Source organism: Polymorphospora sp. NPDC051019, from assembly GCF_040683055.1.
Lineage (GTDB): Bacteria > Actinomycetota > Actinomycetes > Mycobacteriales > Micromonosporaceae > Polymorphospora > Polymorphospora lycopeni.
This window is the reverse complement of the sequence record NZ_JBFBCH010000005.1, coordinates 81,528-98,886: the sequence shown is the minus strand read 5'-3', so window position 1 is coordinate 98,886 and position 17,359 is coordinate 81,528. Positions and strand designations below refer to the sequence as shown.

Sequence of the window (17,359 nt, the reverse complement as noted above, 5' to 3'; positions counted from 1 at the left end):
AGGCAGCGACAACGTACTGTCTGGGCATGCAGCCGGGTCCGCCGCCTTCTGGAGAACCGCCGTCGACCGGATGGGTGCCCGGGTACCCGCCACCGCCCCCGCCGCCCGGCCCGGGGATCGGGGCGGTCGTCGCGGCGGTCGCGGTGGGGTTGTGGGCGGTCGGCATCACCACCGTCGCGCAGGTGGGCGGGTGGCTGGTCGACCAGGTGGCGATCGTCGCCGGCCTGACCGCACCGGTCTGGGTGTGGCCGCTGACCAGCCTGGTCGACGCGGCACTGATCTCCGCGGTGGCGGCGCCGCTGGCGGTCGTACCCCGCTCGGCGGCGGTCCGGGCCGCCGGCCGGGCCTGGCTGTGCGGCGCGATCGTCCTGGCCGTACTCGGCCTGCTGCGGGCCGTACCGCAGGCGCAGAACGAGCTCTACCTGGCCCTGCTGACCGTCGGCGCGGTCCTGCTCGCCGTCGCGATCCGGAGCACGCGGGGCCGGGTACGCCGATCACGGCCGACCGGGGTGGCGGTGCTGCTCGCGGTCGCCGCCGGAGCCGCCGTACTGCTGCCCTGGCTCTGGGTCGGGGCGCTCGGCGGGCTCACCGAGACGCTGCTCGCCGGCACCGCCGCCGCCGCGACCGGCTGGCTGGCCGCCGCGATCCTCGACGCCGGCTTCTGGTCCACGTACGGCGGGCCGACCGGCCGGGGCGTACGGCCGGTCCTGCTGGGCGGGCTGGTGGCCGGCGTGACGCTGCTGCTGGTCGGGGCCGCCGTCGGGCACAGCGGCAGCCAGCTCGCCGCCCTGTTCCTGCTGCCGGCGACCGGGTTCGCCCTCGCCGCGCTGCGTCCCGTCGCGGCGACGCCGAAGCGCGGGACCGCCGGCTACGGACCGGCGGACGACGCCGGCCCCCGTCCGCCGGTCGGCTGGCTGGTCGCCGTCGCCGTCCTCGGACCACTGGCCCTGGTCGACCCCGAGGAGATCTCGCTGGTCCTGATCGACCGGGACGTGCCTTTCTGGACCATGGTGGCCGCCGGCAGCTCGGCCGCTCTCGCGCTCGTCGTCGGGATCGCGTACGCGGTCGCGTTCGGCCGTACCCGCGCCGCGACCCCGCACCGGTGGGTCGGCGTGGTCACCGCCACCGCGGTCGTGCTCGCCGGCGCGGCCGTCCACGTCGGCCTCGGCCAACCGGGCCTGCACGGCGAGCGCCTCTTCGTGGTGATGAAGGAGCAGGCCGACCTGACCGGCATCACCGGCGGGGCCGGCCAGGCCGGGCGGGACGCGAAGGTGCGCGAGGTGCACCGGCGGCTCGTCGACACCGCCACCCGGTCGCAGGGTGACCTGCGCCGGGAACTCGACCGGTTCCGCCTGTGGCACCGGCCGTACTACCTGGTCAACGCGATCGAGGTGGACGGCGGGCCGGCGGTGCGGGCCTGGCTTTCGCGCCGTGCCGACGTCGACCGGGTGCTGCTCAGCCAGGAGATCCGGCCGCTGCCGGCGGCGCCGCCACCCGGCCGGGGCACCGAGCCCGCACCGCAGGCCCCGCCGTGGCACCTGACGATGATCGGTGCCGACCGGGTCTGGTCGCAGCTGGACACCGACGGCGCCGGCATCGTCGTCGGCTCGTCCGACTCCGGTGTGGACGGCAGCCACCCGGCGCTGGCCGCGGGCTTCCGGGGCGGCGACGACTCCTGGTACGACCCCTGGAACGACACCCGCACCCCGACCGACCGGGGCGGGCACGGCACCCACACCGCCGGTTCGGCCGTCGGGCGCGACAACATCGGCGTCGCCCCCGGCGCCCAGTGGGTCGGCTGCGTCAACCTCGACCGCAACCTGGGCAACCCGGCCCGCTACCTCGACTGCCTGCAGTTCATGCTGGCGCCGTTCCCGGCCGGCGGCGACCCGTTCACCGACGGCCGGCCGGACCGCGCGCCGCACATCCTCACCAACTCCTGGGGCTGCCCGGCCCTGGAGGGGTGCGACACTGCGGCCCTGGCGGAGGCGACGGCCGCCTTCGCCGCCGCCGGCATCCTCTTCGTCGCCGCCGCCGGCAACACCGGCCCGTTCTGCGGCTCGATCGACGATCCGCCCGCGCCGTACGCCGACGTGCTGACCGTCGGCGCGGTGAACGAGAACCGCAGGGTGACCGAGTTCTCCAGCCGTGGCCCCGCCCCGGACGGTTCGGCGAAACCCGATCTGGTGGCGCCGGGCGCCGACGTGCTGTCGGCGATGCCGGGCGGTGGCTACACCAGCAACTCCGGCACGTCGATGGCCACCCCGCAGGTCGCCGGCGTGGCGGCGCTGATGTGGTCGGCGAACCCGGCCCTGATCGGTGACCTGGCCACCACCCGGCAGATCATGCTGGACACCGCCACCGGGGTCGTGCCCCCGACGGCGAGCCAGCGCGAGGGCGACTGCGGGCAGCTCGCCAACGTCGAGGGTGCCGGTCTGGTCGACGCGTACGCCGCGGTGGAGCGGGCCCGCCAGACACGGTAGGTTCGGCGCTCGTGGATCTCGAGTTCTCCGTCGCCGAACTGACCGATGCCGATCTGCCCCAGGTGGTGGCACTCTGTGGCGAAGCGCTCGATCTGCCGGAGGACTCGGCCGAGGCGAACGAGATCGTCACCCGGCTCCGTGAGACCACCGCCCCCGGCGACGCGACCTGGACGGACGGCCGCCGGCAGCTCGTCGGGTTCGTCGCGGTCGCCGGCGGCGAACCGGTCGGCGTAGTGCTCGGCTCCATCGCCCACCGCGACCCCGCCGTCGGCCACGTCGACCTGATCGCGGTCCACCCCGCCGACCGGCGCCGGGGCATCGGCCGCACCCTGCTGTCACGGGTCGAGGGCGCGCTCGCCGGGCTGGGCGCCGGTGAGGTCCTGCTGGCCGGCAACCCGCCGTACTACGCCTGGCCGGGAATCGACGTCCGGTACACGCCGGCGATCTGCGCGGCGATGGCGCTCGGCTACGAGCAGGACCGGACGGCCTGGAACATGACCGCCGACCTGTCCTACGACGGCTCGCCGGCGCTGCGGGACACCGGGCCGGCCGAGGCCCGCCTCGCCGAGCGCGGGATCCGGGTACGGCGGGCGACCGAGGACGACGTGCCGGCGCTGGTCGCCTTCGCCCGGGCCACCTTCGGCGGGTCGTGGGGCGGCGAACTCGCCCACTCGGTCGACCGCCCGGACGGCGGCTGCCATCTCGCCGTACGCGACAGCGGCGAACTGCTCGGCTTCGCCGCGTACGGGTCGTCGCGGCCGTCCTGGTTCGGCCCGATGGGGACCGCGCCGGACACGCAGGGGCTCGGCATCGGCGGTGTGCTGCTGCGCCGCTGCCTGCGCGACCAGCGGGCGGCCGGGCACGATCGGGTCCAGATCGGCTGGGTCGGCCCGGTGCCCTTCTACGCCGGCAGCGCCGGGGCCTGGATCGAACGGGTCTTCTTCCTCTTCCGCAAGCAGCTCTGACCGTCGCCCTCGGCGCGTCTCCCTAAGCAGCTCTGACCGTCGCCGTCCGGCGCGTCTCCCTACCTGACCAGCGAAATGGGAGGTATCGGGTGTAGCGCCGTTCGTCCCCGGCCACCCCCCGCCGCGCCTTACGGTGACCGGGGAAGGAGGAGGTCATGACCAAGGACGACGACCCGACGGACGATCTCCACGTTCCGGCCTCGGCGCGGATGGCGGACCGGTCCACGGACCTGCCCGTCGACCGGCTCGACTTCGGTGACCTGGCCGAACTGGCGGAGTACGACGATCCGCCGGCGGACGAGCCGCTGGCGCTGGTCGACGCGCCCCGACAGATGGCGCCGGAACCCACGTCACGGCGCCAGAAGCAACGCAACCAGCGGCGCTAGGCGCCGTCAGCGGCCGGGTGCCGCAGACGCCGAAGGGCGGGCCGCTCGCGCGGCCCGCCCTTCGTCACGTGGAGTCCGGACTCAGAAGTCCATCTCCCCGCCGCCCGGCGCGCCCGCCGGGGCCGGGGTCTTCTCCGGCTTGTCCGCCACCACGGCCTCCGTGGTGAGGAACAGCGCCGCGATCGAGGCGGCGTTCTGCAGCGCCGACCGGGTCACCTTGGCCGGGTCGATGATGCCGGCCTTGAGCAGGTCGACGTACTCGCCGCTGGCCGCGTTGAGGCCGTGGCCGGCCTCGATGTTGCGGACCCGCTCGACCACGACGCCGCCCTCGAGGCCGGCGTTGACCGCGATCTGGCGCAGCGGGGCGTCCAGCGCGACCTTGACGATCTGCGCGCCGGTCGCCTCGTCACCGACGAGGTCCAGCTTGTCGAAGGCGGTCTTGCCGGCCTGGACCAGCGCGACGCCACCACCGGGGACGATGCCCTCTTCGACGGCGGCCTTCGCGTTGCGGACCGCGTCCTCGATGCGGTGCTTGCGCTCCTTCAGCTCGACCTCGGTGGCCGCGCCGACCTTGATCACCGCAACGCCACCGGCCAGCTTGGCCAGCCGCTCCTGCAGCTTCTCGCGGTCGTAGTCGGAGTCGCTCTTCTCGATCTCGGCGCGGATCTGGTTGACCCGGCCCTGGATCTGGTCGGCGTCACCGGCACCGTCGACGATGGTGGTCTCGTCCTTGGTCACCTGCACCTTGCGGGCGTGGCCCAGCAGGTCGATGGTGACGGCGTCGAGCTTGAGGCCGACCTCTTCGCTGATGACCCGACCACCGGTCAGGATCGCGATGTCGTTCAGCATCGCCTTGCGGCGGTCGCCGAAGCCCGGGGCCTTGACGGCGACGGACTTGAAGGTGCCACGCACCTTGTTGACGATCAGGGTGGCCAGGGCCTCGCCCTCGATGTCCTCGGCGATGATCAGCAGCGGCTTGCCCGACTGCATGATCTTCTCGAGGATCGGGAGCAGGTCCTTAACCGCCGAGATCTTGCCGTCGACGATCAGGATGTACGGGTCGTCGAGGACGGCCTCCATACGCTCCGGGTCGGTCCAGAAGTAGGGCGAGATGTAGCCCTTGTCGAAGCGCATACCCTCGGTGAGCTCGAGCTCGAGCCCGAAGGTGTTGCTCTCCTCGACGGTGATGACGCCTTCCTTGCCGACCTTGTCCATCGCCTCGGCGATGATCTCGCCGACGGTGTTGTCACCGGCGGAGATCGACGCGGTGGAGGCGATCTGCTCCTTGGTCTCGACGTCCTTGGCGAGCTTGGCCAGCTCCTCCGCCACGGCGGCGACCGCGGACTCGATGCCCCGCTTGAGGGCGATCGGGTTCGCGCCGGCCGCGACGTTGCGCAGGCCCTCGCGGACCAGCGCCTGGGCCAGGACGGTCGCCGTCGTCGTGCCGTCGCCGGCCACGTCGTCGGTCTTCTTCGCGACCTCCTTGACCAGCTCGGCGCCGATCTTCTCGTACGGGTCCTCGAGCTCGATCTCCTTGGCGATGCTCACACCATCGTTGGTGATGGTGGGGGCGCCCCACTTCTTCTCGAGCACGACGTTGCGGCCCTTGGGGCCGAGCGTCACCTTTACGGCGTCGGCGAGGGTGTTCATGCCCCGCTCGAGGCCGCGGCGCGCCTCCTCGTCGAACGCAATGATCTTGGCCATACGGCGTTGTCCTCCTGGACACTCACGGCCACCTGGGCCGGTTGGCCCGGGTGTGCCGCCTGACTACGCAGCCTCGGACGTCACTACCTGGCGACAGTGACGTCCGTTGGCCGGGCCGGATAGCCCGCGACGACCGGCCATCGCCACAGCCCCGTCTCCCGGGTCCGCACCGGTGGCCCCACCGCCCCGACCATTGGCACTCACGGTCCGCGAGTGCCAATGACCTGTTTAGCACTCCCCCCTGCCGAGTGCAAGCTCGTTGAGCTTTTCCGGGACCGCCCGCGACAGCCCCGCCGCACGTCGCACGAGGCCGACCAGGCAGCCCGCGACAGATAGACGCGCAACGATCGCGCTCGGGAGCGGGCGTCGCGACACCCCGACGCGACGACAGCCCGTCCCGGATCACGCCGATCAGGGCCCGGAAAACCCGACCCGGCCGGCGAACATCGGAGACGTTCCCCCATTCAAGGGGCCGGGGCTCCCTCATTCGAGGGACCGGCACGGAAGCCGAGAACGAACCGGCGGGCCGGAGCTGCCGGAGAGCCGTACACCGATTGAGGCACGTCATGTGCCTGCTCACCGGGAAGCGGTTAGGAAAAGGACGTCCTCGGGGACAACGAAGACGCCGGCCCTCTGCTATGGAGAACCGGCGCCGAACGTTTCTTCCGAGGCCCCTCTCGGCCGCCTTGGTCGATCTCTGGCGTCAGGCGATGAGGTGCACTTTTTCGGCCTGCGGCCCCTTTTGACCCTGGGCGATCTCGAACTCCACCCGCTGCCCGTCGTCAAGTGCCTTGTAGCCGTCCATCTGGATCGCCGAGAAGTGGACGAACACGTCCTGCCCCCCGTCGACCGCGATGAAGCCGTAGCCCTTTTCGCTGTTGAACCACTTCACGGTGCCCTGTGCCACGGTGCACTTCCTCACTTCGATGCTGCCTGGCCTTTCACTCCTCCCGGCCCGGGACGTACGCCCGGAGAGGACCTGGAATCGTGATCCATGTCGGTCCCGTCGAACATGGCGGCCGAAATCGCACGCTACACGAGGTATCTCTGCCGTGCACTACCCCAAAAAGGACACGGTGAATGCGATCTTATGCACGACGGCGTCGCCGGAATGGGTTGCTCGTTTAACCAACGTGGGTCACCCCGAAACCAGCCAACCGATGGCACGTCACCGGCTACGTCGGCACCGGCGGCGCCGGCGGCACCACCTGTTCGTCGTACTCCTGCTCGCCGCCGGGCTCATCGGGGCGGAGGTCGTCCACGAGGTGATCCGGCACGGTGCGGCCGACCCCGCCCCGGCCGCCCTCGTACGCGGCCCGGACCCCGCCGCGGGCACCGAACCCGCGGCCGGCGCGACCGCCGCCCCCGACCCCGGCCCGCCGTCCCCGGACGCGGTGCGGGTGCCCGTCGAAGGGTTCCTGTCCTGGGCCTTCCTCGACCGCCGCTCCGGCCGGATCACCGGGTCCGCCAACCACACCGCGCCAAGCGACACGATGTCGATGGTGAAAGCCTGGCTCGCCGCCGACTACCTGCGGCGGCTACCGCCCGGCGAGACCCCGACGGAGGCCCGGCTGGACGCGCTGACCCGGATGATCCGCGACAGCGACAACGCGGCGGCACAGGACCTCTTCGCGGTCCTCGGGCGCCGCCGGTCGATCGAGCGGCTGGTGGAGACCTGTGGGCTGACCGACTCGGCGCCCTACCACGACGCCTGGAGCAACACGGTCGTCTCGGCGCGGGACACCGTACGGATCGGGCTCTGCCTCGCCGACGGCCGCGCGGCCGGCGACCGGTGGACGCCGTGGCTGCTCGACGAGATGCGGCGGGTACGCGGGGTGGGTGACTTCGGGATCCGGGCCGCGTTGCCCGCCGACCTCGCCCCGCAGGTCGCGATCAAGAACGGCTGGCTGCTGCGCGACGAGGACGGCCTGTGGCACATCGCCTGCCTCGCGATCGGCCCGGACTGGGTCGTGGCCACCCTCGCCCGCTATCCCGGCCGGCTGGGTTTCGAGTACGGCACCGGACTGTGCCGCGACGTCGGCGGGCAACTGCTGGTCGGGCGGGTCCGGGCGGCCCCTCCCCCCAACGCGCCCTGACCGGCGGCGAATCGGGTTGCCGCCGGGCCGTACCGGCGCCGACCATGCCACGATGACCGACGTGACCGCCCCACCGACCGCCGTACGCCGGCTCCGACCGTCCGACACGGCACGGATGCGGGCGATGCGGCTCGAGATGCTGGCCGACACGCCGCTGGCCTTCCTGGAGACGCTGGCCGAGGCGGCGGCGCGGCCGCACGCCGAGTTCGCCGCCCGGGTCGCCCGGGTCTCGGCCGGCGACGACGTCGCCCAGTTCGTCGCCGAGGTGGACGGGCGTTTCGTGGCGCACGCCGGCGGCGTCGTCTCGCCGGACGAGCCGACCCTCACCGTCGTCTACGCGGTCTACGTCACACCCGAACACCGGGGCAGCGGGGTGCTGGGGGCGCTGCTGGACAGCGTCGCGCGGTGGTCGCGGATGGCTGGCCGGCCCGAGTTGATGCTCGAGGTCGTGGTCGGCAACGACCGGGCGGTACGCGCGTACGAGCGGCTGGGCTTCGTCGACACCGGGGTTCGGGTGCCGCACCCGACCATCCCGGTGCTCACCGAACTGCAGATGCGCCGCTCCGCCTAGACGTCCCGCCGCCTAGGCCTCCCGCCCATGATCCCCGTGATCAGGGAGTACGCGCCTCGGCACGCCGACGACACGCGCGTCCTGGTCCCTGATCACGGGGATCATGAGGGTCAGGCGGATCAGAGGTGGCGGCGCGACTGGACGATGCGGAACCGGCCGGCGACGTACGCCCCGTCGGTGAGGGCCGCGTTCGCCGCCGGGTTGGCCCCACTGGCGTGGAAGTCGGAGAACGCCGCGGACTGGTTGACGAAGACCTGACCGGTCAGGTTGCACGACAGGTGCACGCCGGCCTCCACCGCCGCCTCCTCGGCCGCGTCGAGCACCTTCTCGTCTGACGAGTAGACCGCCGCCGTCAGCGCGCCGTTGCGGCCGACCGTCTCGCGGAAGATGTCGAGGCTCTGCGCGGTCGAGTCGGTGGCGATGACGAACGAGATCGGCCCGAACCACTCCCGGCCGTACGTGTCGACGGCGTCGGCCGGCAGCTTCACGATCGTCGGCGTACGGACCACCGCGTCGGGGTGCGCCGGGTGGTCGACCGCCCGCGACTCCAGCACGACGTCACCGCTGACCTCGGCGAGCCGGGCCAGCACCCCGGCGTTGACGATGGCGCCGGTGAACTCGACGGCCCGGGCCGGGTCGGCGGTGAGCTTGCCCACCGCTCCGGCGATCCCGGCGGCGACCTCGTCGAAGGTCTTGTGGCCCTGGTCGGTGCTGATGCCGCCGGCCGGCACCAGGATGTTCTGCGGGGTGGTGCACATCTGTCCACTGTAGAGGGTCAGCGAGAACCCGAGGTTGCGGCACAGCCCGGCGAAGTCGTCGGTCGAGTCGACCACGACGGTGTTGACGCCGGCCTTCTCGGTGTAGACGGTCGCCTGCCGGGCGTTGGCCTCCAGCCAGTCGCCGTACTCGGTGGAGCCGGTGAAGTCGACGATCCGGACCTCCGGGCGCAGCGCCAGCGTGGACGCGATCCTCTCGCCGGGGGCCTCGACGGCGAGCAGCACCAGGTTGGGGTCGAAGCCGGCCTCGGCGAGCACCTCGCGGGCGATCCGGACGGTGATGGCCAACGGCAGCACCGCGCCCGGGTGCGGCTTGACGACCACCGGGTTACCGGTGGCCAGCGAGGCGAAGAGCCCGGGGTACGAGTTCCAGGTCGGGAAGGTGTTGCACCCGATGACCAGCGCCACCCCGCGGGGTACGACGTGGAAGGTCTTGCTCATCCGCAGCGGGTCACCCTTGCCGGCGGGCTTCTCCCACTCCGCGGTGCCCGGGTGCCGGGTCATCTCGGCGTACGCGTAGGCGAGCGCTTCGAGGGCACGGTCGAGGGCGTGCGCGCCGCCGGCCTGGAACGCCATCACGAACGCCTGGCCGCTGGTGAACTGGACCGCGTTGGCGAGTTCGAAGACGTTGGCGTGCAGCCGGGCGAGGATCTCGGCACAGACGCCGACCCGGGTCTGCGCTCCGGCGTCACGCCAGGCCGGCAGCGCGGCCCGCGCGGCGGCGACCAAGGCGTCGACGTCGCCGTGCGGATAGCTGACGCCGAGGTCGACACCGAACGGGCTGGCCTCGGTGGCCACCCAGTCGACGGTGCCGGGCTGGTCGAGCGGGTACCGGTTGCCGAGCAGGGCCCGGAACGCCGCCTCGCCCTGCGCGGCGGCGTTCTCGCCGTACACCCGGGGGCTGGGTGACTCGGGATAGGCCGACCAGTAGCCGCGCTCGGCGATCGCGGTGAGCGCGCGGGCGAGGGTGTCGGCGTGCGCGGTGTACATGGGATGCGGGGTCTCCGTCATGTCAGCCATCATGCCGTAGCCGACCGTGGGTGTCGTAGGGCGTGATTCCGGCGCATCCTCTTGTCATGGGCGGGCGCTGGTCGTCGTTGCGTACGGCCGTCAACTGGGTGAACGGCTCGACGCTTGCCGGGCTGGTGGTGGCCGCGCTGGGCGGGGCCACCCGCGAGCGCGGGCCGGACGGGGTGTTCGTCGCCGGCGGCTACCGGCTGCCGGTGCCGGCGCAGCCGTGCTTCACGGTCGGGTCGGTGGTCGTGACGCGGCGGCCGGCCGGGTGGCTGCTCGATCCGCGCCGGGCCGAACTGTTCGCGCACGAGGTCCGGCACGTCGGGCAGTACGCGCTGCTCGGCCCGTTGTTCCTGCCGGCCTACCTGCTGGCGTGCGGATGGTCGTACACGTTGACCGGTTCGTACGGCTGCCGCAACGTCTTCGAGCGGCGGGCCGGGCTTTCGGCGGGCGGCTACCGGGAGTTGCCGCTGCGGCCGTGGGCGGTCCGGGTCCACACCACGTTCACCCGCCACCCGCCGCGCTGACCGGCGGGTACGCGTGCACCCGTACCCGCCGGTGGAGGGCCGGGTCAGACCGCCTGTTGCCAGTTGTTCCAGGTGTCGACGGCGCGGAACCCGATCGCCTCGTTGATCGAGATCATGTGGTCGTTGGCCGCCGCGTTCCAGGTGTCGATGACGTTCAGGTCGGGTTCCTTCGCCAGGACCTGACGCAGATTGTCGATCTTGACGATGGTGCCGAGCCGGTGGCCCCGGTGGGCCGGCTCGACGATGGTGATCTGCTGGAAGGCGTGCCACTCGTTGCCGTCGGCGAGCGTGATCTCGGTCCAGGCCGCCAGCCGACCGCTCGCCACGTGCCGCAGACCGGAGTGGTACATGCGCCGGCCGCGCAACTCGTGGTTCTGCTCCACCTTGCGGATCCGGTCCGCGTCGACCTTCTCCGGCTCCCATTCCAGGTCGCCCATCGGCGCGTCCTCGACCAGCCGCCCGTCGAGGTAGGCGACGTCGTCGATGAGGTCCTCCGGGGTGGCCCCCACCCAGCGGACGGGCTCGTAGCCGTCGGCGTGCTTCCACGCCTCGGTCAGCATCGCGTCCAGCCGGGGCTGGTCGACCGAGGTCACGTCGAGCCGCCGGCGCACCTCGAGGAGCACCGACTCGGCGCCCATCGCGGCGGCGAACCGGTTGCCGGCCTCGTCGCGCACCGGGCCGCCGGGCAGCGTGGCGACGGCCATGCTCATCAGCCGCTTGCGGCCGAGCGCCCGGGCCCGCTCGACGGCCCGGGCGTGCAGGGCCCGGCCCACCCCACGCCGCCGGTAGTCCGGCAGCACCTGCAACTCGACCGTGACGTTGTCGGTGTTGTCGAGCTGCGGCATCGTCATTTCGAGATAGCCGACCGGCTTGCCGTCGACGTGCGCGAGATAGCGCTCGAAGGCGTACCCGGTCCGCGGATGTTTCATCCCGACGTAGAAGTCGCGTTGAACGGGTGTCGGGAAACCCGGGATGTCGGCGGTGACGACCGCCGTCTGGATTTCGAAAGCTCGCTCCACGGCGGCGCTGTCGGCGGGGGTGAAGGCGGTGACGGCGATGTCCATGGGACCGAGAGTGCCGCCTGGTCGGGGTGCCCGCGACCGAATTTCTTCTTTGGTCGGGAGGACGTGCGCACAACGCCTCCGGCGCTGGGTCGTTAGAGCTTCAAAAGTCTACGGCGCTACGCCCTCCCGCACGGAGCATCTTGCGTCTTCGCGAGGCGGTCGTCAAGTCTGTCGGGCCAGGTTTTCTCCACGGACGGCAAAACCCCGGTTACCGGCCGCGCAGGCCGGTAACCCCGACGGGGTGACCGGCTTGACAGCGGACGCTCAGCCGAGCAGGCCGGCCTCCCGGGCCGCCCGCAGCGACGGCTTGACCCGGTGCGTCGGGCCGACCAGCCCGGCGACCGCGTCGAGGGTCTTGAGGCCCTCGCCGGTGTTGTAGACGACCGTCTCCGCCGCGGGGTCGAGCCGGCCGCTGTCGACCAGCTTCTTCAGCACGGCCACGGTGGTGCCGCCGGCCGTCTCGGCGAAGACGCCGGTCGTGCGGGCCAGCAGCCGGATCCCGTCGCGGATCTCGTCGTCGTCGGCGTGGTCCATCCAGCCGCCGGTACGCCGTACCGCCTCGATCGCGTACGCCCCGGCGGCCGGGTCGCCGATGTTGAGCGACTTGGCGATGCCGGTCGGCTTGACCGGGCTGATCGTGTCGGTGCCGGCGTGCAGGGCGGTGGCGATCGGGTTGCAGCCGGTCGACTGGGCGCCGAAGACCCGCCAGCCGCCGGCCGGCGCCTCGACGAGCCCGATCTCGACCAGTTCGCTGAACGCCTTGTCGACCTTGGTGAGCAGTTCGCCGCTGGCCATCGGGATGACCACCTGGGCCGGGATGCGCCAGCCGAGCTGCTCGGCCACCTCGTAGCCAAGGGTCTTGGAGCCCTCGGCGTAGTAGGGCCGGACGTTGACGTTGACGAAGGCGGTGTCCTCGAACTCGTCGGTCTCGACCAGTTCGCCGCAGAGCCGGTTGACGTCGTCGTACGACCCGTCGATGGCGACCAGGTCGCCGCCGTACACGGCGGTTGTGATGATCTTGCCTGGCTCCAGGTCACCGGGGATGAAGACGATCGACGGTACGCCGGCGCGGGCGGCGTGCGCGGCGACCGAGTTGGCGAGGTTGCCGGTGGAGGCGCAGGCGAAGCGGGTGAAGCCGAGTTCGCGGGCGGCGGTCAGGGCCACCGACACCACCCGGTCCTTGAACGAGTGGGTCGGGTTGCCGCTGTCGTCCTTGACCCACAGCGGTGCGCTGATGCCCAGTTCGGCGGCGAGGCCGGGGGCGGCGACCAGCGGGGTCATGCCGGGATCGAGCGTCACCCGGGTGGCCGGGTCCTGGCCGGCCGGCAGCAGGGCGGCGTACCGCCACATGTTGTTCGGGCCGGCCTCGATGTCGGCCCGGGTGACCCGGGCCAGCGCGGCCTGGTCGTAGGCGACCTCCAGCGGGCCGAAACAGGCGAAGCAGGCGTGCTGGGCGGCCAGCGGGTATTCGGCACCGCAGCCGCGACAGACCAGGGACCGGGCCGGGCTGGAGATCGAGGTGGCGGCGTCGGCGGTTTCGTCGATGATCGACGTCATCTGAGGGTCCTCTCATCTTTCCCCTGCACCGCACCGCGCGGCGGGGACGGATTTGGCACCTGCCCCCCGCGACTCGGCGATGAGTCGGTCGTGCGGGGTGGTTGCCGGGGCGTCAACGGGCCGTATCCCTCAGCCCCTCTGGATGAGGTATTGAGTTGTGCACCCGAGTCTACGGGCGTGATCGCGGTTGACCACCGCTGATTCCCAGGTTGTGAGCCACACCTCGGGATCTTGACGTGGGCCGGGCGGCCCCGTAGCGACCCGCCCGTCCCGTCGCGCGGGTCTCAGGAGACGACGTCCTTGCGGGTGAAGCGCCAGAAGGCCAGCCCCCAGAAGATGGTGGCGTAGCTGATCGCGGAGATCGAGCCACGGACGATGTCGTCGGTCTGCACCGGCGTCGACAGCAGCCCGAGCCAGGCGCTGCTGTAGTGGGTCGGCAGGAAGTCACGCAGCACGCCCAGCGCGGTGATCTGGTCGAGGATGCTCGACAGGATCCACAGCAGCACCGCCCCGCCGACCGCGCCCAGCGCCGCGTCGGTCGTCACCGAGAGCAGGAACGCCAGCCCGGCCACCACCAGCAGCACCACGGCCAGGTAGCCGAGGATGCCGAGCAGCCGCAACAGGCCCTCACCGGCCGGGATCTCGGCGGCGACCGCGCTCTGCAACGGCCCCCAGCCGTAGCGCAGGGTGCCGATCAGCAGGGCGGTGCCGGCGAGCAGGAGCAGGGCCAGCGCGGAGTAGGCGAGCGCGACCACCAGCTTCACCGCCAGCAGCCGCGACCTCGGCACCGGGATCGCCAGCAGGTAGCGCAGGCTGCCCCAGCTCGCCTCGCTGGCCACCGTGTCGCCGCAGAAGAGCGCGACCACCACGACCAGCAGGAACGAGGCCGACACGAAGAGCGTGAAGAGGGTGAAGTTGAGACCGTTCGCGGTCGCGAACTCGATCAGGCTGGCGAACTCGCCGCCGCCGTTGTCGTCGTCGCCGCTCTCGAACTGGAACGCGATCAGGATGATCAGCGGCAGCAGCACCATGAACCCGAGCGCGAGCTGCGTACGCCGGCGGGACGCCTGGCGCCGGAACTCCGCGGACATCGGGAGGGTGGCGCGCGGCCGGTATCCGGGGGCGGCCCCCGAACCGTCGGCCGCCTCGGCCCGCTCCGCCTGCTCGACGTCTGCCATCACCGGTCCCCGCTTCCCCGAGAGTTCTCCCCGACCAGGGCGAGGAAGGCGTCCTCCAGGCGGCGCCGGGGCACCACCCGGTCGACCCCCACCCCGGCCCGGACGAGTTCGGCCACGACCTCGCTGCGGGCGGTGCCGTCGATGTCGACCACCAGGCCGCCGTTGCCGTCGCCGCCGACCGTACGCACGCCCTCCAGCCCGTCGAGCACGGCCCGGGCGGCACCGGCGTCGCTGACGTCGAACTGCACCATCGGCGACTCGCCCACGATGTCGGCGACCGGACCCGCCGCCACGACCGCGCCCTTGTTGACCACGATCGCGTGGGTGCAGGTCTGCTCGACCTCGGCCAGCAGGTGGCTGGAGACCAGCACGGCCCGGCCGTCGGTGGCGTACCGCTTGAGCACCCGGCGCATCTCGGCGATCTGCGGCGGGTCGAGCCCGTCGGTCGGTTCGTCGAGCACCAGCAGCTCGGGCAGGCCGAGCATGGCCTGGGCGATGGCCAGCCGCTGCCGCATGCCGTGGCTGTAGGTGCGGACCCGCCGGTCGACCGAGGTCCCGAGGCCGGCGATCTCCAGCGCCTCCTCGAACCGGGCCTCGGCCCACGGCCGCCCGGTGGCCCGCCAGTACGACTTCAGGTTGTCGCGCCCGCTCAGGTGGGGCAGGAAGCCCGGCCCCTCGACCAGCGACCCGATCCGGGAGAGCACCGGCGAACCGGGGACCAGCCGGTGGCCGAAGACGTAGATCTCGCCGGCGGTCGGCTGGGTCAGCCCCATCAGCACCCGCAGCGTGGTGGTCTTGCCGGCGCCGTTCGGCCCGAGCAGGCCGACCACCTGGCCGCGCCGTACCTCGAAGCCGACCTTGGCGACGGCGACGAAGTCGGCGTACTCCTTGCGCAGGTCGCGTACGACGAGCGGGGTGTCGGCGTGTTCGGCGACGACCGACGTGTCGTGCCGGCGGTGCCGGTGACGGACCACCGCCACGACCGCGACGAGACCGACGACGATCGCGGCGAGCAGGCCGGCGAGCACCCAGCGCCAGACCAGCTCCGAGGTGGCGATCGGCGCGCCGGTCACGGTCGGCAGCGTCACCGGGCCGGTGCTGCCGGCGCCGAGGCCGACGGTGTAGACGGTCGGCTCGACCGGGGTGGCGTACGCCTGGTCGGCGGTGGCGAGCACGAGCCGCAGGTGGTGGCCGGCCTCGACCCGGTGGACGATCGCCGGCAGCGTCACGGTCACCGGCCGCGCCTGTCCGATGTCGGCCGGCAGGCCGGTGAGCCGTACCGGGGCGACCAGGCCGCTGGGCAGGGTGGCCGCACCGTTCGGGTCGACGTCGTAGAGCTTGACGAAGAGCACCGCCTCACCGGTCGGGGACGCCGCCCGGACCGACACGGTCGGTGAGCCGACCACGTCGACCGCCTCGTCGAGCGGCGCGGACTCGAACCGGGCGTGCTGTCCGGGCAGGTCTCCGGCGACCCCGCCGAGTACGGACGACAGGCCGCCGGCGAACGGCAGGGAGGAGATCGCGGCCGGGTTGCCGGCCGGCGGGTTGGCGATGGCCTGTGGTGGCCCGGCGACTGCCACCGCGGAGGTGGTGGCGCCGCCGACGCCGGGATAGTCGACGGTGCTGTAGCCGGTCGCCACCAGTCCCCGGTCCATGGCGTCGAAGCCGGCGATCCGCGACCAGGTGAAGCTGTCCGCCGGCGGCTCCCCCTCGCCCTTGACGTAGTGGCCGAGCCACTGCGCGGTGAGGAACTTGAGCCGGTCGCGGTCGGTCTGCGGACCGGTGCCGCCATCGTGGCCGCCGGTGAACCAGGCGACCCGCACCGGGGTGCCGTTGGCCGCGATGCCGCGCGCGTTGAGGTCGGCCTCGGCCAGCGGGAAGAGCGTGTCGGCCCCGCCCTGGACGAGCAGGGTCGGCGCCTTGATCCGGTCGAGCACGGTGGCCGGGCTGGACCGGCGCAGCAACTCCACCGCCTCCGGCGTACCCCGACCGGTGGTGGCGATCTGCTGGTAGGCCGCGCAGACGTCGCGGGCGAAGCGGCCACAGGACGGGTCGCCGAACGGGGCGCCCGGGCCCAGCCCGCCGCCGGCGGTCGGCACCCCGGCGGGGAGGCCCCCGGTGTCGCCGGAGCCGGGTCCGGTGGCCGGGCCGCCGGGCAGGCCGGCGGCGCCGAGCCCGCCACTGGTGCCGCTGCCGAAGAAGAGGCCGGCCCAGCCCTTCTTGAAGACCCCGTCGACCGGCTCCCGGCCGGTCGACTCGGGCAGGAAGGAACGGGACAGGTCGTTCCAGGTGATCATCGGGACGATCGCGTCGACACGGGGGTCCTGGGCGGCGAGCAGCAGGGCGAGGGCGCCGCCGTACGAGCCGCCGACCACCCCGACCCGTGGATCGCCGGGGGTGTCGGTACGGACCTCCGGCCGGGCGGCCAGCCAGTCGAGGAGCCGTTGCGCGTCGCGCACCTCGTAGTCGGGGCTGTCGAGGTGGATCTCGCCACCGCTGCGGCCGAACCCGCGGGCGGTGAAGGTCAGTACGGCGTACCCGAGCCCGGCCAGGTCCTCGGCGTCGGCGCGCACGGTGTCCTTGGTCCCGCCGAAGCCGTGGGCGAGCAGCACCGCCGGCACCGGGGCGTCGGCGGAGGCGCCGTCGGGCAGGTAGTACCGGGTGTCCAGGGTCACCGGCTCGTCACCGGTCGGCCCGGACCGGACGCTGATCATGCTGTCGGTGGCGGTGAAGTCGCGCCGTTCCGGCCAGACCGCCCAGGCGACCGCGCCGGCGAGGACGGCGATCAGCACGGTGGCGGTGACGACCCGGCGCCGGGTCATCCGCGGCAGGGCACGACGGAGCCGCGCCGACAGCGGTGAAGGCATGGGGACACCGTACGGCCCCGTTCCTGAGTGCCACCTGAGATCGTCCGTACGGCCCGGACCGGCCTCCGAACGTCGCCCCGCAACCGTGAGTCGACCGGACATACCCGAAGGACGGCAGGACAAGTGCAGCATCCCGTGAATTCCGATCTTCAGTCACATATCACGGCAATC

The 17,359-nt window shown here is 72.5% G+C and carries 13 protein-coding genes and 1 riboswitch; of the genes, 6 read left to right on the top strand and 7 right to left on the bottom strand.

Translation table 11 applies throughout. The features are described from left to right. Window positions 1-26: 26 nt before the first annotated feature. From AB0M79_RS11685 to AB0M79_RS11675, 3 genes are all read left to right on the top strand, one after another. Complete coding sequence (locus AB0M79_RS11685) at window positions 27-2,483, top strand: S8 family serine peptidase (RefSeq protein ID WP_364211223.1); 2,457 nt, start codon at window positions 27-29, stop codon at window positions 2,481-2,483. Window positions 2,484-2,494: 11 nt separating this feature from the next. Beyond that, window positions 2,495-3,448 (top strand): GNAT family N-acetyltransferase, encoded by a 954-nt coding sequence (locus AB0M79_RS11680; RefSeq protein ID WP_364211220.1) that lies wholly within the window; start codon window positions 2,495-2,497, stop codon window positions 3,446-3,448. Window positions 3,449-3,603: 155 nt separating this feature from the next. Further along, a complete protein-coding gene (locus tag AB0M79_RS11675; protein ID WP_364211995.1) occupies window positions 3,604-3,834 on the top strand; it encodes a hypothetical protein in 231 nt (76 codons plus the stop codon). 81 nt (window positions 3,835-3,915) lie between these two features. Here the strand turns inward: AB0M79_RS11675 and groL are convergent, their stop codons facing one another. Continuing rightward, window positions 3,916-5,538, bottom strand: a complete 1,623-nt coding sequence (gene groL / locus AB0M79_RS11670) for a chaperonin GroEL (RefSeq protein ID WP_357535479.1) — start codon at window positions 5,536-5,538, stop codon at window positions 3,916-3,918. Between the two features lie 703 nt (window positions 5,539-6,241). After that, the gene (locus AB0M79_RS11665) at window positions 6,242-6,445 is read right to left on the bottom strand and encodes a cold-shock protein (RefSeq protein WP_357535477.1); all 204 of its coding nucleotides are present in this window, start codon (window positions 6,443-6,445) and stop codon (window positions 6,242-6,244) included. Between the two features lie 253 nt (window positions 6,446-6,698). Between AB0M79_RS11665 and AB0M79_RS11660 the strand changes: the two genes are divergently transcribed. Both AB0M79_RS11660 and AB0M79_RS11655 read left to right on the top strand, forming a co-directional pair. Beyond that, window positions 6,699-7,634, top strand: a complete 936-nt coding sequence (locus tag AB0M79_RS11660) for a serine hydrolase (RefSeq protein ID WP_364211215.1) — start codon at window positions 6,699-6,701, stop codon at window positions 7,632-7,634. A 52-nt stretch (window positions 7,635-7,686) separates the two neighbouring features. Next, window positions 7,687-8,205, top strand: a complete 519-nt coding sequence (locus AB0M79_RS11655) for a GNAT family N-acetyltransferase (protein WP_357535475.1) — start codon at window positions 7,687-7,689, stop codon at window positions 8,203-8,205. Window positions 8,206-8,324: 119 nt separating this feature from the next. Here the strand turns inward: AB0M79_RS11655 and paaN are convergent, their stop codons facing one another. Continuing rightward, entirely contained in the window at window positions 8,325-9,992 is a 1,668-nt protein-coding gene (gene paaN / locus AB0M79_RS11650) for a phenylacetic acid degradation protein PaaN (protein WP_364211211.1), read from the bottom strand. A 65-nt stretch (window positions 9,993-10,057) separates the two neighbouring features. On the opposite strand from paaN, the gene AB0M79_RS11645 reads away from it, so the two are divergent. Further along, window positions 10,058-10,522 (top strand): hypothetical protein, encoded by a 465-nt coding sequence (locus tag AB0M79_RS11645; protein ID WP_364211208.1) that lies wholly within the window; start codon window positions 10,058-10,060, stop codon window positions 10,520-10,522. A 44-nt stretch (window positions 10,523-10,566) separates the two neighbouring features. Here AB0M79_RS11645 and AB0M79_RS11640 read toward each other — a convergent pair whose 3' ends face one another. The 4 genes from AB0M79_RS11640 to AB0M79_RS11625 form a co-directional block, all read right to left on the bottom strand. Further along, window positions 10,567-11,586 carry a GNAT family N-acetyltransferase gene (locus AB0M79_RS11640; protein ID WP_364211205.1) on the bottom strand — a complete coding sequence of 340 codons (1,020 nt, stop codon included), beginning with the start codon at window positions 11,584-11,586 and terminating at the stop codon, window positions 10,567-10,569. Between the two features lie 264 nt (window positions 11,587-11,850). Continuing rightward, the gene (thrC, locus tag AB0M79_RS11635) at window positions 11,851-13,143 is read right to left on the bottom strand and encodes a threonine synthase (protein WP_364211202.1); all 1,293 of its coding nucleotides are present in this window, start codon (window positions 13,141-13,143) and stop codon (window positions 11,851-11,853) included. Between the two features lie 9 nt (window positions 13,144-13,152). Continuing rightward, window positions 13,153-13,292, bottom strand: a riboswitch (SAM riboswitch). A 135-nt stretch (window positions 13,293-13,427) separates the two neighbouring features. Further along, window positions 13,428-14,321 carry an ABC transporter permease subunit gene (locus tag AB0M79_RS11630; RefSeq protein WP_364211199.1) on the bottom strand — a complete coding sequence of 298 codons (894 nt, stop codon included), beginning with the start codon at window positions 14,319-14,321 and terminating at the stop codon, window positions 13,428-13,430. Further along, a complete protein-coding gene (locus tag AB0M79_RS11625; RefSeq protein WP_364211196.1) occupies window positions 14,321-17,188 on the bottom strand; it encodes an alpha/beta fold hydrolase in 2,868 nt (955 codons plus the stop codon). The genes AB0M79_RS11630 and AB0M79_RS11625 overlap by 1 nt, the downstream gene beginning before the upstream one ends. Window positions 17,189-17,359: the final 171 nt, after the last annotated feature.

Excerpts from the sequence above, each read along its gene's own strand:
- AB0M79_RS11685 (WP_364211223.1), top strand. The coding sequence starts at position 27 with ATGCAGCCGGGTCCGCCGCCTTCTGGAGAACCGCCGTCGACCGGATGG.
- AB0M79_RS11675 (WP_364211995.1), top strand. The coding sequence starts at position 3,604 with ATGACCAAGGACGACGACCCGACGGACGATCTCCACGTTCCGGCCTCG.
- groL (WP_357535479.1), bottom strand. The coding sequence starts at position 5,538 with ATGGCCAAGATCATTGCGTTCGACGAGGAGGCGCGCCGCGGCCTCGAG.
- AB0M79_RS11660 (WP_364211215.1), top strand. The coding sequence starts at position 6,699 with ATGGCACGTCACCGGCTACGTCGGCACCGGCGGCGCCGGCGGCACCAC.
- AB0M79_RS11655 (WP_357535475.1), top strand. The coding sequence starts at position 7,687 with ATGACCGACGTGACCGCCCCACCGACCGCCGTACGCCGGCTCCGACCG.
- paaN (WP_364211211.1), bottom strand. The coding sequence starts at position 9,992 with ATGACGGAGACCCCGCATCCCATGTACACCGCGCACGCCGACACCCTC.
- AB0M79_RS11645 (WP_364211208.1), top strand. The coding sequence starts at position 10,058 with ATGGGCGGGCGCTGGTCGTCGTTGCGTACGGCCGTCAACTGGGTGAAC.
- AB0M79_RS11640 (WP_364211205.1), bottom strand. The coding sequence starts at position 11,586 with ATGGACATCGCCGTCACCGCCTTCACCCCCGCCGACAGCGCCGCCGTG.
- thrC (WP_364211202.1), bottom strand. The coding sequence starts at position 13,143 with ATGACGTCGATCATCGACGAAACCGCCGACGCCGCCACCTCGATCTCC.
- AB0M79_RS11630 (WP_364211199.1), bottom strand. The coding sequence starts at position 14,321 with ATGGCAGACGTCGAGCAGGCGGAGCGGGCCGAGGCGGCCGACGGTTCG.
- AB0M79_RS11625 (WP_364211196.1), bottom strand. The coding sequence starts at position 17,188 with ATGCCTTCACCGCTGTCGGCGCGGCTCCGTCGTGCCCTGCCGCGGATG.